Source organism: Glaesserella parasuis, from assembly GCF_017352235.1.
Lineage (GTDB): Bacteria > Pseudomonadota > Gammaproteobacteria > Enterobacterales > Pasteurellaceae > Glaesserella > Glaesserella parasuis.
In genome coordinates this window covers 766,274-781,802 of the sequence record NZ_CP071487.1, presented here as the reverse complement: position 1 = coordinate 781,802, position 15,529 = coordinate 766,274, and the positions used below count along the sequence as shown (strand labels likewise).

13 protein-coding genes are annotated in these 15,529 nt (G+C 40.1%); 4 read left to right on the top strand and 9 right to left on the bottom strand.

The genetic code is table 11. The features are described from left to right. Positions 1 to 76: 76 nt before the first annotated feature. Positions 77 to 1,159 (bottom strand): 3-isopropylmalate dehydrogenase, encoded by a 1,083-nt coding sequence (gene leuB / locus J1G47_RS03995; RefSeq protein ID WP_010785919.1) that lies wholly within the window; start codon positions 1,157 to 1,159, stop codon positions 77 to 79. A 312-nt stretch (positions 1,160 to 1,471) separates the two neighbouring features. On the opposite strand from leuB, the gene J1G47_RS03990 reads away from it, so the two are divergent. Both J1G47_RS03990 and ilvN read left to right on the top strand, forming a co-directional pair. Further along, positions 1,472 to 3,193: an acetolactate synthase 3 large subunit gene (locus tag J1G47_RS03990; protein ID WP_112063031.1), complete on the top strand. Its 1,722-nt coding sequence runs from the start codon at positions 1,472 to 1,474 to the stop codon at positions 3,191 to 3,193. Beyond that, positions 3,186 to 3,677 carry an acetolactate synthase small subunit gene (ilvN, locus tag J1G47_RS03985; protein ID WP_160402719.1) on the top strand — a complete coding sequence of 164 codons (492 nt, stop codon included), beginning with the start codon at positions 3,186 to 3,188 and terminating at the stop codon, positions 3,675 to 3,677. Before J1G47_RS03990 ends, ilvN begins: the two co-directional genes overlap by 8 nt. Before the next feature lie 105 nt (positions 3,678 to 3,782). Here the strand turns inward: ilvN and J1G47_RS03980 are convergent, their stop codons facing one another. The 3 genes from J1G47_RS03980 to sbcB all read right to left on the bottom strand — a co-directional run bounded on the left by J1G47_RS03980 (position 3,783) and on the right by sbcB (position 7,345). Then, positions 3,783 to 4,604 (bottom strand): PHP domain-containing protein, encoded by an 822-nt coding sequence (locus tag J1G47_RS03980; protein ID WP_160404892.1) that lies wholly within the window; start codon positions 4,602 to 4,604, stop codon positions 3,783 to 3,785. A 148-nt stretch (positions 4,605 to 4,752) separates the two neighbouring features. Continuing rightward, positions 4,753 to 5,712, bottom strand: a complete 960-nt coding sequence (locus J1G47_RS03975) for an SAM hydrolase/SAM-dependent halogenase family protein (RefSeq protein ID WP_075592515.1) — start codon at positions 5,710 to 5,712, stop codon at positions 4,753 to 4,755. An 82-nt stretch (positions 5,713 to 5,794) separates the two neighbouring features. Continuing rightward, positions 5,795 to 7,345, bottom strand: a complete 1,551-nt coding sequence (gene sbcB / locus J1G47_RS03970) for an exodeoxyribonuclease I (RefSeq protein WP_075592516.1) — start codon at positions 7,343 to 7,345, stop codon at positions 5,795 to 5,797. Between the two features lie 367 nt (positions 7,346 to 7,712). On the opposite strand from sbcB, the gene J1G47_RS03965 reads away from it, so the two are divergent. Beyond that, positions 7,713 to 7,898, top strand: a complete 186-nt coding sequence (locus tag J1G47_RS03965) for a type II toxin-antitoxin system HicA family toxin (RefSeq protein WP_005712688.1) — start codon at positions 7,713 to 7,715, stop codon at positions 7,896 to 7,898. Positions 7,899 to 7,927: 29 nt separating this feature from the next. Continuing rightward, a complete protein-coding gene (locus tag J1G47_RS03960) occupies positions 7,928 to 8,365 on the top strand; it encodes a type II toxin-antitoxin system HicB family antitoxin (protein ID WP_005712689.1) in 438 nt (145 codons plus the stop codon). A 92-nt stretch (positions 8,366 to 8,457) separates the two neighbouring features. Here J1G47_RS03960 and J1G47_RS03955 read toward each other — a convergent pair whose 3' ends face one another. From J1G47_RS03955 to plsB, 5 genes are all read right to left on the bottom strand, one after another. Beyond that, positions 8,458 to 9,213 (bottom strand): ABC transporter permease, encoded by a 756-nt coding sequence (locus J1G47_RS03955; RefSeq protein WP_021112098.1) that lies wholly within the window; start codon positions 9,211 to 9,213, stop codon positions 8,458 to 8,460. A 21-nt stretch (positions 9,214 to 9,234) separates the two neighbouring features. Continuing rightward, positions 9,235 to 10,131, bottom strand: coding sequence for an ABC transporter ATP-binding protein (locus tag J1G47_RS03950; protein ID WP_005712691.1), 897 nt, complete (start codon positions 10,129 to 10,131; stop codon positions 9,235 to 9,237). A 5-nt stretch (positions 10,132 to 10,136) separates the two neighbouring features. Then, positions 10,137 to 12,155, bottom strand: a complete 2,019-nt coding sequence (dnaX, locus tag J1G47_RS03945) for a DNA polymerase III subunit gamma/tau (protein WP_207326770.1) — start codon at positions 12,153 to 12,155, stop codon at positions 10,137 to 10,139. Positions 12,156 to 12,242: 87 nt separating this feature from the next. Beyond that, positions 12,243 to 12,785, bottom strand: coding sequence for an adenine phosphoribosyltransferase (gene apt / locus J1G47_RS03940; RefSeq protein ID WP_005712695.1), 543 nt, complete (start codon positions 12,783 to 12,785; stop codon positions 12,243 to 12,245). 193 nt (positions 12,786 to 12,978) lie between these two features. Next, on the bottom strand, positions 12,979 to 15,414 hold the full coding sequence (gene plsB / locus J1G47_RS03935) for a glycerol-3-phosphate 1-O-acyltransferase PlsB (RefSeq protein WP_160415884.1): 2,436 nt from the start codon (positions 15,412 to 15,414) through the stop codon (positions 12,979 to 12,981). Between the last annotated feature and the right edge of the window lie 115 nt (positions 15,415 to 15,529).

Here is a 15,529-nt window from a genome sequence, read left to right as displayed (position 1 = left end):
CAATTTATCGTGACTTTGGATACTGTTTTTAGAAGAACTAATGTACCTTTTTAACCATAAATAAAATGGTATAACCTTAGCTAATATATTGTTCGATCAAATTTCCCATCTCCGAGGTAGTTACGGGCATCGTAGTATGATCAGCAAGATCTGCCGTGCGGTAACCCTCGGCTAATACTTTTTGAACCGCATTTTCAATCGCTTTCGCAGATTCTTCCAAACCAAAACTATGACGTAACATCATCGCTGCAGAAAGAATTTGTGCGATTGGGTTAGCAATATTTTTACCTGCAATATCTGGCGCTGAACCACCCGCTGGTTCGTATAAACCAAATCCTTTTTCATTTAAACTCGCAGAAGGTAGCATTCCCATAGAGCCAGTAATCATCGCACACTCGTCAGAAATAATATCGCCAAAGATATTAGAGCAAAGCAACACATCAAAGAAATCAGGTTGCTTGATTAACTGCATTGTTGCATTGTCAATATAAATATGATCCAGCTTCACTTCAGGATATTGTTTTGCTACTTCATTTACGGTTTCACGCCAAAGGATTGAACTCATTAACACATTGGCTTTATCGACGGAAGTAACGTGTTTGGTGCGTTTCATTGCCGTTTCAAATGCCACTTTTGCAATACGTTCAATTTCATAACGGTGATAAACTTCCGTATCAAAAGCTTTCTCATTTTCTCCCTCGCCTTCACGACCTTTAGGCTGCCCAAAATAGATACCACCCGTTAATTCACGGACTGTTACCATATCAAAGCCTTTTGCTGCAATGTCCGCACGCAATGGGCAAAATTGTTCTAAGCCTTTATAAAGTGTAGCAGGGCGAAGATTGCAGAATAATGCAAAGTGTTTACGAAGTGGTAACAAAGCACCACGCTCTGGTTGCTCATTTGGTGGAAGATGTTCCCATTTTGGACCGCCTACAGAGCCAAACAAAATAGCGTCGGCTTCTTCACACCCTTTTAATGTGCTTTCTGGTAATGCTTTTCCGTGATTATCAATGGCAACGCCACCAATATCATAATAGTTATAATTTAATTTAAACCCGTACTTTTGTTGAACAGTATCAAGCACTTTAATCGCTTGAGCCATAATCTCAGGGCCAATCCCGTCACCACTTAACACGGCAATGTTGTAGTTTTGCATATAAATACCTCAATATTTGAAAATAGAAATGTATTTCAGTGTACAAGATTTTTAATCTCACACGGAGCTTTTTAGTAAAAAGACCTAACAATAAACCTATAAAAATTTATAAAATATAAGTTATATTAATAAAAATAAATAAAAGAACAACATTTTTTTATAAAAAATCAATTTTTATTATTTTTTAGAATTTAAATCTAAAAATTAAAGAAAACATTGTTTTTAATGCTAGACAAGCGGTCAGATTTTTTGCAAAATGCCCAACATTGTTTTTATGGTGTAAACCTTATGTTAATTTTGTTGGAGGATTCAATGAAAAAACTCTCAGGAGCGGAAATGATTGTGCAATCCTTGCGTGACGAAGGCGTGGAATACGTTTTTGGTTACCCAGGTGGCTCAGTCCTTGATATTTATGATGCAATTCACACCTTAGGGGGAATCAAACACGTTCTTGTCCGTCACGAACAAGCAGCTGTACATATGGCTGATGGCTATGCACGTTCTACAGGTAAAGTCGGTTGTGTATTAGTCACATCTGGCCCAGGGGCAACAAATGCGATCACAGGGATTGCAACCGCCTACACAGATTCCATTCCACTGGTCGTTTTTTCAGGACAAGTGCCTTCAAGCCTTATCGGAACAGATGCTTTCCAAGAATGTGATATGGTTGGTATTTCTCGCCCTGTGGTTAAACATAGTTTCCTCGTCACCAATCCAGAAGAAATTCCTGAGATCATCAAAAAAGCATTTTATATCGCTTCAACAGGTCGCCCTGGCCCTGTCGTTATTGATGTGCCAAAGGATATGGTAAATCCAGCAAATAAATTCAGTTACTACTACCCTGATTCTGTATCATTACGTTCTTACAACCCCACGCTACAAGGACACAAAGGGCAAATTAAGAAGGCATTAAAAGTGCTCTTAGTGGCTAAAAAACCTGTACTTTTTGTAGGTGGCGGTACAGTGATTTCGGAGTCAAATAAAGAGTTGATCGAATTTGCTCAGAAATTAAATCTACCTGTCACAAGTTCTCTAATGGGATTAGGAGCATATCCAAGTACAGATAAGCAATTCCTAGGTATGTTAGGTATGCACGGTACCTATGAAGCTAACAATGCAATGCACGAAAGTGATTTAATTTTGGGTATCGGTGTGCGTTTTGATGATCGTACTACCAATAATCTCGCAAAATACTGCCCAAATGCTAAAGTGATCCACATTGATATTGATCCTACCTCTATTTCTAAAACCGTCCCTGCATATATTCCCATTGTCGGCGATGCAAAATTTGTATTAGAAGAATTTTTAGCATTGTTAAGTGAAGAAAATCTGGCAAAAGGTCAAGCAGATCTGACCGCTTGGTGGCAACAAATTAATGAGTGGAAAGCTCGTCAATGTTTACGTTTTGAGCAAAGTGATGTGATTAAACCTCAACAGGTTATTCAAACCATTTATAAATTAACAAATGGCGATGCCTATATTGCTTCTGACGTAGGACAACATCAAATGTTTGCTGCGTTACATTATCCTTTCGATAAACCGCGTCGTTGGATTAACTCTGGTGGTTTAGGCACAATGGGCTTTGGCTTACCTGCGGCTATGGGAGTGAAATTTGCACACCCTGAAGCAACGGTTGTTTGTGTCACAGGTGACGGTAGTATTCAAATGAATATTCAAGAACTTTCTACGGCAAAACAATATGATACCCCTGTGGTGATTGTGAGTTTAAACAACCGCTTCTTAGGTATGGTGAAACAGTGGCAGGATATTATTTATGCAGGTCGCCATTCCCAATCTTATATGAACTCACTACCTGACTTTGTCAAACTGGCAGAGGCTTATGGACACGTCGGTATTCAAATTAACACCACTGATGAATTAGAGGAAAAATTAGCACAAGCCTTTGCAATTAAAGATAAACTTGTTTTCGTTGATGTGTTAGTAGATGAAACAGAACACGTTTACCCAATGCAAATTCGTGGTGAATCAATGAAAGATATGATGTTAAGTAAAACGGAGAGAACAGATGCGTAGAATATTATCCGTCCTATTAGAAAATGAATCGGGGGCTTTATCCCGTGTCGTTGGGCTTTTCTCTCAACGTGGTTTTAATATTGAAAGTCTTACGGTTGCCCCAACGGATGATCCGAGTTTATCTCGAATGACCATTGTGGCACAAGGCGATGAACAAGTCTTAGAGCAGATCGAAAAGCAACTGCATAAACTCATTGATATATTCAAAGTGACAAATCTTAGCCATTGCGAACATATTGAACGAGAAGTGCTTCTGCTAAAAGTTCGGGCTGTGGGTAATACACGAGATGAAATTAAGCGAATGGTTGACATTTTCCGTGGACAAATCGTGGACATCACGCCAAAACAATACACCATTCAGCTTTCTGGTACGAGCGATAAACTCAATGCTTTTATTGAAACAGTGAAAGCAGAAACAACGGTTATTGAAATCGTTCGTTCTGGGGTGATTAGTTTGGCTCGAGGGGAAAAAAACAGTTTATAAAATTGATTAAATAAATAGCATAGTAGATACAACATCAATCGATGTGAGTACACACACTTTTAGTTAAAATCATTCCTACTATGCACTTCACCTAATATAAATCAATTAACTAAACAATGCCCAAATCGGCTTACAGCTTGAAGGTAATATCAAATCCTTCCCTAACTCAACCCAACCTGCTGGGTAGTGGAAATCTGAGCCGACAGAGGCATAGAGATCAAACTCTTTTGCCCAACGAGCAAGAAGCTGACGCTGGTCTGGAGTTTGGGCAGCTCCCGTTACCTCTATGCCATCTCCGCCAGCCTGTTTAAACTCTTCAATAAAACGGCGGATCCATTTCGTTGTTAATTTATAGCGTAATGGGTGTGCAAAACAGATAACGCCACCAGCTTGGTGCGTCGCTGCGATGGCTTCTTCGGTGCTGCACCATACGGGCTTTACATAAGCCGTTTTGCCGATCCCTAGATAGCGTTTGAAGGCGTGTTCATCATTGCGAGCATAGCCTTCTGCCACAAGAAAACGGGCGTAGTGAGCACGGGTAACTGCACCGCTTGCAAGGGCTTTTGCCCCTTGATATGCGTTAGGGATACCTGCTTTGGAGAGCTTTTCGCCAATCAATTCGGCTCGTTCTTGGCGTAATTGTTTCTGGCGAGCAAGTAAATTGACGACAGCAGGGTGGGTTTCGTCGATATTTAAGGCAGTGAGGTGAAGGCTTTTCCCCTCCCATAACACAGAAATTTCTACACCACTGATAAAGGTAAGCGGTCGGTTCTGGGCAAAAGTTTTCGCTTCGGCGATACCAGCGACGGTATCGTGATCGGTTAAGGCTAACATTGTTACACCTTGTTCCACCGCTCGTTTAACGAGTTCTGTGGGGGTAAGCACGCCGTCGGACGCAGTGCTATGGCTATGTAAATCATATTTCATTTAATTATCCTTAATCCCTCCAACCATAACAATATACCATTTTGTAGGGACATACTGCGTGTGTCCATTCGTTCCAACAAAAACCGCAATTCGTATCAACAGACATACGTTGACGGACACACGCAGTGTGTCCCTACGATTATTTTCTTTATTGTTGTTTTTCACAGGACTTCACAGAAACAGACCATTCTGCCCCTGATTTAATTTTGTATTTGTCCGCAAAATTATCCATATTTAAGGCAAAAGAAACATTCAATAGGCTATTAAGGTACATCAATGGTCTGCCTTCTTCGACATCACCGAAGCTACTCTTATATGGCATTGAGCCACTATAACGGACTTTGACCTCATCTGCCGTTGTTTCTTTGATTTCAACACAGACTTTGCCATCTTTTTGAATACCTGATTGCTCAAGTAATTCGTGGCTGATATTTGTCCAAACATTGCCATATTGCATATCTAGTACAGGAATGTTGCCTTTTAATGTACCTTCTTCAATAGCAGGTTTTTGGTAGCCAATTTCGGTGACTTTGGCAGGTAACTCTGCACCGACTTCTTCAAAACTGATCTGCCCGGATGCTAATTTTGCCCCTGTATAAGCATAGACATCACGACCGTGGAAAGTATAAGATTTTTCAGAACCTTCCAAGCGGTGTTTTGTTTCATCAATTTCACGAATGCTCCCAATCCCTAAAAATTCTGCCACTAACGTTAATGTGCCATTATCTGGGGTCACAAAATAGTGTCCTGTTTTGGTTTTTAATACGACCGATTTACGATCTGTGCCAACCCCTGGATCAACAACGCTCACAAAAACTGTGCCAGCAGGCCAATAGGTTGCGGTTTGGTATAAACGATAAGAGGCTTCCCAAATATTATATGCAGGAATTTCGTGAGTTAAATCAAACATTTTTAACTCGCGATCAACCCCAAAAGCCACCCCTTGCATTGCAGATACTGCACCATCTTTTAAACCGAAGTCTGTTTGTAATACGAGGGCATTTGCAGCTTTTGTTTCCTTAGAAGCGACCGCTTGTTTTCCGTTTGTTGTTGCAAAAGAAGTTGCAGAAAAAGCCACAAGGGCAAGAGCAAGTAATGTTTTATTCATATCGTTTTCCTTATCGTCGTGTTTGTAAAAATTGGAGTGATAGTAATCGTTTGCCTAGCCATTGTCTATAGCGAGAATAAGTTTATTTTTTATTAAGCAAAGCCCCAATCGCTTTTAATTTATCCGCTTTACTCAGCCCTTGATCAGCAAGTTGATTTAATTCCGATACTAATAGCTCTGAAGCTGGTGAATTGACGGATTTGGTGGCTTTAGGCTGCATTAATTGTGCTGCGTAAGCGGTGAGATCCGTCAATAATTTTATCTTTTCAGAATTATCGTGATATTGAGCCGATAACAGATCAAGTGCTTGTTCAAAGGCCTCTGCTTTTGCTTCAAGTTGTTGATAGCAATACTTTTGCCAACGTACTTGTTCTGCCCGTGTTAAGGTTTCTGCGTAGTGTCTTGCTCGATAATGGAAAAGCAGAGGCTCAATTCTAGGATCGCTAAATTTCAAACCGTGATGTGCAAGCTCTTCAGGTTTTAGGCTTCGTAAGATTGCCATATTGTTTTTATCTGCAGGTTCAAAAAAGCCATCGTATAACGTGGTTTCTATATTATTTGACGTTGGATAGTTTCTTTCTTCAGAAAAAATATCGAGAACCTTTTCTCGCACAAGGTTTTTTTGTGATTTTAGCCGTTTTAAATTTTCTAAACAGGCTAGACGATCAATGCCTAAACGTGTTGCATTTTCAGACAGTAACGTTTTGGCTGGAGCTAAAATTGGGCATTTATTAATATGCACGAGTTTTAGTGGAACAGCATAAAGCCCTTGAGCTTCTAATTCTACTTTTTTGGTATAAAGACGTTCACGCAATATTTCGCTTGGCTCATTCAATAGGTCGTTTATATTCCCCGATAGATCACATACAATCACTGCGTTTCGATTAGTCGGATGCCAAGCCAATGGCACAACCCAAGCGGTGTTACCTCGATAGTTGCCTAACATTCCAGAAACGTGAACAAGCGGTGTCATTTCACCGACATCAATCATCTCTTCTAGGGCTTTTTTACCTCGATTTTGCAGGAAAAAGTCGAATAATTTAGGTTGTTTTTGTTTGATTAACTTTGCCATTGCAATAGTAGCATACACATCAGCCATTGCATCGTGAGCGTTGTCGTGAGCAATACCATTTGCTTTGGTCAAATTTTCTAATTTAAAGCTCGGCATACCTTCATCATCATACGCCCATTCTATCCCTTCTGGACGTAAAGCATAACAGGCACGCACAACATCAAGAAGATCCCAACGAGAATTGCCGTTTTTCCAGCTATATTCATAAGGATCGAAAAAATTGCGGAAAAAGGTATAACGGGTCATTTCATCATCATAGCGAATGTTGTTATATCCCATTACGCAGGTGTTAGGTTGGCTAAATTCGGCGTGAATACGAGCGGCAAATTCAGGTTCAGGTAGCCCTTGTTGATTACAAAGCTGTGGTGTAATCCCTGTTACCATCACAGCTTCTGGTGAAGGCAAATAATCTTCTGTTTGTTGGCAGTAGAACATCACGGGTTCACCGATAATGTTGAAATCGCTATCGGTGCGGATCCCTGCAAATTGTGCAGGACGATCTGTAGCAGGATCGACACCAAAACTTTCGTAATCGTAAATAAAAAAGGTGGTTTGAACCATTTATTCGCCTCGTTATCTCATTAATTTATTAATTATTTCAATAAGATATAATTTTTTTAAATTTTTTAGCATTTTATTGAACTAAATTTTATTGGGGTAGTCTTAGAATACGCATAATGTGCTAGTTTTATTTTTCATTTCCTTAGGTAAGACCTCCCCCGATACTGTTTTTTGGTATCGGGTTTTTTTATGCCCTTTTTATTATTTTTGTTTATTATCATCTATTACACAAACCTTTTTATACAAGCAAGTATAGAGTAGAAATTGCTAAATGTGGAGCCAAAAAGTCAAAAAGATTAAACAATACGCATTGATTGTGTGTATTTGTGTGTATATAATTGCTCTTGATTAAGACAAAGGAGGACGAATGCACTCAAGCGACTTAATCAAGGAATTGAAAGAAGCTGGTTGTTTCTTTGTTAGGCACGGAAAAGGCGATCACCAAATATGGCAATCACCGATTACAGGAAAACGATTTCCTGTACCACACCCCAAACAAGATTTACCTATTGGCACTTTGCGTTCCATCAAAAAATCGGCAGGGCTTTTATAGCTCTGCCGAGCTTAGCAAAGGAGAGGATTATGTTATTTACCGTTGGTGTAGAAACTCCACATAATGAGAATGAAGCATTTGGACTTTGTGTACCTGCACTATTTACTGATGAATATAGTTGCTTTAGTGCGGCCGATGCAATTGATGAAATTATCCCTAATGTAAAAGATGCCATTCATACAATGTTAGAAATGATGGTAGAAGATGAGTTTGATATTAGCACGCTTCAAGATAAGGGATTTATCCACTACAAACAACAAGAAGATTTTTCCCACTGTGATAGTTGGTTGCTTGTTGATATAGATATTTCTGCATTCTTGGGAAAAAAGCAACGAGTAAACATAGTCTTACCACAATACCTGCTAGACAGAATTGACAATCGTGTTTCACATAGTAATTTTTATCGAGATAGAAGCCATTTTTTAGCAGTCGCTTCTCAACGAGAATTAACCTCTCAACAGGTTTAATCATTTTAAGAAAAGTTAGGGGAAATCAAAACATCATCAAGCGTGACATTTGTGTTTTGGACGCCAAGCACGGCTCCCCTACTTAATAATCCTTAAGACCTCAACCCAACCCCTCTCTCAATTAAGCCATAAACCCAAGCGTAAAGTGCTAGGATAAATAAGATTAACACAGCAAAAGTATAGTAGATCGACACATCGCTAATACCTAAAAAGCCATAGCGAAAACCGCTGATCATATAAACAATCGGGTTAAATTGGGACACTTGTTGCCAAAATTCAGGCAATAAGCTAATGGAATAAAACACACCGCCAAGATAGGTTAAGGGTGTTAGTACAAAGGTAGGGATAATGCCAATGTCATCAAAGGTTTTCGCAAATACCGCATTAATCAATCCCCCTAGAGCAAAGGCAATAGTCGTCATCAACATCGTAAGGATAATGATGCCCCAAGAGTATATTTGATAAGAAACAAAGCACAATGTCACCGCTGTCACAAGGATACCGACCATTACGCCTCGCATTATACTGCCTGCCACATATCCCCAAATAATCGTATGGGTAGATAGCGGTGACACAAGCAACTCTTCAATGTTGCGAACAAATTTGCTTAGGAAAAATGATGAAGCTGTGTTGGTGTAAGAAGCGGTAATTGCTGACATCATTATTAACCCAGGAGCAATAAATTGCATATAGCTTACACCGCTCATCTCACCGATACGGTGTCCGATAAGTTTACCGAAGATTAAAAAATAGAGTGTCGTTGTAATAATTGGCGGTACTAATGTTTGTCGCCAAATGCGTAAGACACGTTTTGTTTCTTTTATTGCGAGTGTTGAAAATCCGATCATATATTTATCTAATTTTATTGGCTATTTTAATTGCATAAACAACTCTTCCAAGCGGTTGGACTTATTTCGCATACTTAACACTTCAATATGTTGTGAACTAAGCTGTTGGAATAAGTTGTTTAACCCTTGTTTTCGGTTTACTTCTACTTCGATAGTGGTTTCATCTACCCATTTAAACGGATAACCGTCAATAACAAGCGGTCGGTTTTCACTTAAATCTAGCAAAAAGATCTCCGTTTCGAGTTTTGCCAATAACGCTTTCATTGAGGTATTCTCGATGATTTGCCCTTGCTGAATAATTCCGATATTACGGCACAGAGTTTCCGCTTCTTCTAAATAGTGCGTAGTCAGAATAATGGTTGTCCCTTGCTGATTAAGCTCTCGCAAAAAATCCCACAAACTACGGCGAAGTTCAATATCTACCCCTGCTGTTGGTTCATCTAAAATCAGCAGTTTAGGGTTATGCATTAATGCACGGGCAATCATCACTCGGCGTTTCATACCGCCTGATAATTCACGGGTAAAATGATCACGTTTTTCCCATAAGTCTAATTTTTTCAACCAAATTTCCGCTTGGATTAAGGCTTGACTACGCTTAATGCCATAAAATCCTGCTTGGTTAATTAAAACGTCGATCACTTTTTCAAACTGATTGAAATTAAACTCTTGGGGAACTAATCCAATCTGTTGTTTTAATTGAATTTTTTGTTTATCAAGATCGTAGCCAAACACTTTTATTGTCCCACTTGTTTTATTCACTAGTGAGCTAATAATTCCAATCGTCGTGGACTTGCCAGCACCATTATGCCCAAGCAATGCATAAAAGTCTCCCTGTTCAACACAGAGATCTATGCCTTTAAGAGCTTGAACACCTGTTGGATATTGTTTGATTAGGTTTTTTATTTCGAGTGCGTACATATTTTCTACTCCGCCACTGCCCGAATAGTTGCTTCGTCCATTTGAGCATCAAAGGCTTGTTGTAAAAGTTTTAACTTTTCGTCCGCTTGTAGTGCTTGTTTAGCCTCTTGCGTGAGCTGTTCAAAAATAACTCGACGAATTTCTAATGGGGTTTGGAACTCATCACTTTCGCCTATTCGCATTTCACTACTAAAGCCTTGTTGTGAGAGGGCATTGTATAAACTTTGGGTCGCTTCATTGCTGTTTAAATGTGCCATTGTGGGGTTTAAAACCAACAAAAGATGATTGTTGTTATGGCTTTCTAAATAGCTGTTTAAAGCGAGCTGACGAGAAACTCCGCCCAGTTTTAAACTGTTTACAATTCGGCTCCATTTATCTCGTTCACAACCAAGCTCAATCGTTTTTTTAACTAGCTTAGGTGTTCGCTCTTGCAAAATGGCTTGCTTAATTTCTGAAGGCTTCGGGGCTTCCTCTTGATTTTCTAACTCAGGATTAAGCCACGTCCAACGGTAGTCTTCATCATTTTGTGAAGCGATATTTTTTTGAGGTGTTTCTTCTATTTGTTGCCGTTGATCTTGAGCGGTCACTAGGTTCATTAAACCTTGCTGAACGCTCTTTTTATTCATCGTTTTTGGTGGTTGAATGGGAGTTAAATCAGACTTTTTTTTTTCGTCTTGTTGCTCTTGTTTCGCTTTTAATTGCTGACGAGCTTGCATTGCTTTTAAGGCAGGCGATATGCTTTCTGTATTCGTTTCAGTTGGGGAAGCGGTTGGTTGAGCGAGATTTTTTGCAAAATGTTGTTCAGTATTAACCGCTTGTGTTGTCACAGTTTGAGCTGAATTTTGCTGTTGAGCTAAACGTTCTCTTAACTGGCTAATGCTATTTGGCGATTGCACAGGTGCAACGGGCGTTGTTGGTGTAGGTGTAGCAACTTTTATCGTGGTTGCAATATTTTTAGGGTGGAAAGCCAAGGCTCTTAAAATAGTCATTTCCACGCCTGAACGTTGCTCAGGGGCAAAAGGCAACTCTTTTTTGCCTGAAAGCATTACTTGATAGAAAAACTGCACATCTTCTGGAGAGATCTGTTTCGCTAAAAAATGCAGTGGGGTTTCTTCTTGATGAGGATGTTTCAACAACTGCAACATCGCAATTTGGTGCAAGGTTTCTGCCGTATCGCTTAACAGTTGTTGCCAATCGACACCTTTTTCCGCCACAGACTGAATTACTGCCATGGCTTTTTCGCCGTCCGCATTTGCAAGGGCTTGCACCAATTCTAACGGTTGATGATCGTCAATTAAGCCGAGCATTTGGCTTACAATCGGCAAAGTGATATTCGCATTGCTGACGGCAATCGCCTGATCGCTTAAGCTCAACGCATCACGAATACTGCCTTGTGCCGCTTTTGCTAGTTTAGCAAGTGCTGACAATTCGTAGGGAATTTGCTCTTGGGTTAAGATAAATTCAAGGTGTTGCTGAATTTGCGATTGTTCCAACGCACGCAAATGGAACTGCATACAACGAGAAAGAATGGTAATCGGCAGTTTTTGCGGATCCGTGGTCGCAAGTAAGAATTTGACATATTCAGGCGGTTCTTCAAGGGTTTTTAATAACGCATTGAAGCTGTGACGAGAAAGCATATGCACTTCGTCAATCAAATAGACCTTAAAACGTCCGACGGTTGGTTTGTATTGCACATTGTCGAGCAATTCACGGGTATCTTCGACCTTCGTGCGTGAAGCCGCGTCAATTTCAATCAGATCGATAAATCGCCCTTCTTCAATGGCTTTACAGTTCGCACATTGACCACAGGGATCAGCACTGATCCCCGTTTCACAGTTCAAGCCTTTTGCAAATAGACGAGCAATTGACGTTTTCCCTACACCACGCGTTCCTGAAAAAAGATAAGCGTGATGTAACCGCCCTTCTCGTAAACCATTTTCGAGAGCGGATAAAACGTGTTGTTGCCCGACCACTTCGCTAAACCGCTGTGGTCGCCATTTGCGTGCTAGAACTTGATAGGACATTTGACCTCTTTAGATGTTGCGTAGCTCTTGAAATCCCCCCTACCCCCCCTTTTACAAAGGGGGGATTGCAAAGGGAGAAATATAAGATTAGTGACCTTCAAAGCTCACTAAGGTATAAGAATTGACACCGATTTTCTCTAAGCGTTCTTTACCGTCAAGATCAGGCAACCAAATCACAAAGGCTGCATTCTCAACTGTACCACCTAAACGGCGAATAAGTTGTACTGTTGCTTCCACCGTACCGCCAGTTGCAAGTAAATCATCAATGACAAGCACATTATCCCCAGCTTGAACAGAGTCTGTATGGATCTCTAAGGTATCTTCGCCGTACTCAAGGGCATAAGATTGCGAAATTACCGCACGAGGTAATTTTTTCGGTTTGCGCACAAGTACAAAAGGCACACCTAAAGCTAATGCCACTGGCGCACCAAAGATAAATCCACGAGATTCAGCCCCCACAATTTTGGTGATCCCTTTATCTTTAAACTCAGCCACAATTGCATCAACAGAGGCTTGGAATGCGGCAGGCACTTCTAATAAAGAAGTAATATCACGGAAGATAATGCCTGCTTTTGGATAGTCAGGAATAGATTTAATGGAAGATTTGATTAACTCAAGTTGTTGGTTCATTTTTTGACCTTTTAAACAAGAAAAATAACCTGTGGAATGTAGCAAAATTTGCAGGAATTACAAGGAAAAAATGATAGAAGCGGTCGGTTATTGCAAAAAATTTTATATTTTGTAGCTGTTCCACAAGAAAAGAAATGTAGGAACACAACTCACCAAGTATTCCTACAATATTTAATTAGAAAGCGCCCTATATTTATATATTATTTACCTCTTCCAACTTGACCATCGCTCCTTGAACAGTATGTTGAATTTCAACGGAGATCAATCCCCTGATCAACTCTTCAGTAGATTGAACTTTTGATACGATCGTATCCCCTTCTTCATCAAAATACCCCTGTTCTTTCAATGTGGCACTAAAGGTCGAGAACAATGCTTTATCAAAGAACTCTGGAGCATTAATACCGTGTAGCACAGACAGACGTTGTGCAATTGAACGGCTTTCTTGTTCAAGCTCATTTCGACTAATTTCAGGTTGCTCAATCAAAATACTCAAGCTGATGTAATAACGTTGTAATAACTCACGGACACCTGAAGAGTGTAACTGTAATGAACGGATACGTTGGCGGTTAATCACAAACATATCGCTTTCATTTTTAATCAGATTTTGAGCAACAAATTCCGCTAAAATTGCCTCAATATGCCCACGAACTTCCTCTGTTTTAAAGTGCATAAAGAGTTCTGCTTGTAAGAACGGATAAATGCGATTAACACTCTGGATAATCAAATCTTGAGATACCGTCTCGTGATGTAACACAATACTTGCGACCAATGATGGAAAAACAAATAAATGCTGAATGTTATTGCGATAATAGGTCATTAATACTGCAGATTGACGATCTAAACGGATAATTTCACCAAAGTTGTCTTTTTCTGAGATAACACCTGAACGAGGTAAATTAATAACGTGATCTAACATCGCTTCAGCTGTATCCGTTGGCAAAGTGACTTCCGCTGTATAAGGTACATTTTTGAACAGTTGCATATAGCTTTCAACCTGCTCAATAAGCTGTTCACGCGTTAAAGAACGTTGGCGTGAAGCAAGCAACACAGAGCCAATGAGATTTTTTGCATTGACTGCGGCGGCATTATTAATATGCACCATCACTTGTTTAGATACCGCTTCAACGGCACTATTTAACCATTTTGGACGACCATTTTCATCTGTAAGCGGTTCTTTCCATTCAGGAAAATACTGATTGAGATAGTGATTAAGTGGAATAGGTTCGCCAAAATTCACATAGCCTTGCCCTAGTTTTTTCAGTTTCTTAATCACACGTAACACCAAGCCAGCATTCTCTTTCTCTTTCTCTGCACCTCGTAATTCTTTAGCGTAAGTATCTACTTCTAAAACGTGTTCATAACCAATATAAACAGGCACAATGCTGATCGGGCGAGTTAAGCCACGTTGCAATGCTTGTAACGTCATCGACATCATTCCTGTTTTTGGATCAAGCAAACGACCAGTCCGTGAGCGACCGCCCTCGATAAAGTATTCCACGGAATAACCACGGTAGAACAGCTCCGCAAGGTATTCACGGAAAATCGTAGAATACAGACGATTGCCCTTGAAAGTACGACGAATAAAGAACGCTCCCCAACTTCTAAAAATAGGACCTGCAGGCCAGAAGTTTAGGTTGTTCCCAGCAGCAATATGTGGCGGCACTAAGCCTTGATGATACAGAATATAAGAGAGAAGCAGATAGTCCATATGGCTACGGTGGCACGGCACATATACTAACTCGTGTCCTTCTAATGCCAATTTACGCACACGCTCTGCATATTGCACGTTGATCCCTTGATAGAGTTTATTCCACAACCAACTTAGCACACGATCTGCGCTTCTTAAACTGTCGTGACGAACATTTGCAGCGATTTCATCAAGAATTTTCTCCGCTTCTTTGCGAGCTTTTTCAGGCGAACTTTTCGGTTTTTTCGCTTCATCTTCAATCGCTGCTAAAATTGCAGGGGATTGCAGTAACTTATTGAACATCGCTTGACGATCAGGCAACTGAGGGCCTGTTGCCGAATAACGCTGTTTAGCAAAGTGCATTTTTGCCACACGAGCCAATTTTTGAGCCAGATTTTTATCGGTTCCGTGATTGGTAATCATATAGCGTAAAGAAACCGCTTGTGAAAAACGGATAAAATTATCACGCCCAAACCACAGCATTGTCACTAAACGTTGGAAAGTTCCCAGCAGACGTAATACTGGCAAACCTTTCTCTTTACCCGGTGCTCGCCCCCATAGCACAGAAACAGGCACCACTTGAATGTCTAACTGCTCATCATTACGGTTTAAATCTAAATAACGATAGAAAACCAACTCTGTTTCACTTTTTGCCCCTTTAGATTTAAAGAAACGACGCCCTTCATCTAAAAAGACAAAACGAGGCAAAGATACCCCTTGAATATCATTGTTTACCAGCGGATCAGGCAGGTTCAGGGCTTGACAGTTTTTTTGCAAAATTAACAGATCCGTTTGTGAGGTGTAGGGCAACACATACACAATAGGTTGATCTAACTTCAGCCCTAATTCATTCACAGGATCTGTAGGAATTGAACGTGTTTTCACTAACAGCGAAAGCGGTAGGTTCAATGCTTTACGATACAGGTTTAATAGCATAGACATTTTTATATCCTTTTATAGTTATGATCGGATTAAAACGATGTGCAGTTTAGCATAAATTTCTTAAGGAAATCTGAGTTTATTCATAAAAGTTGAGGAATAAGAAAGATATTATATC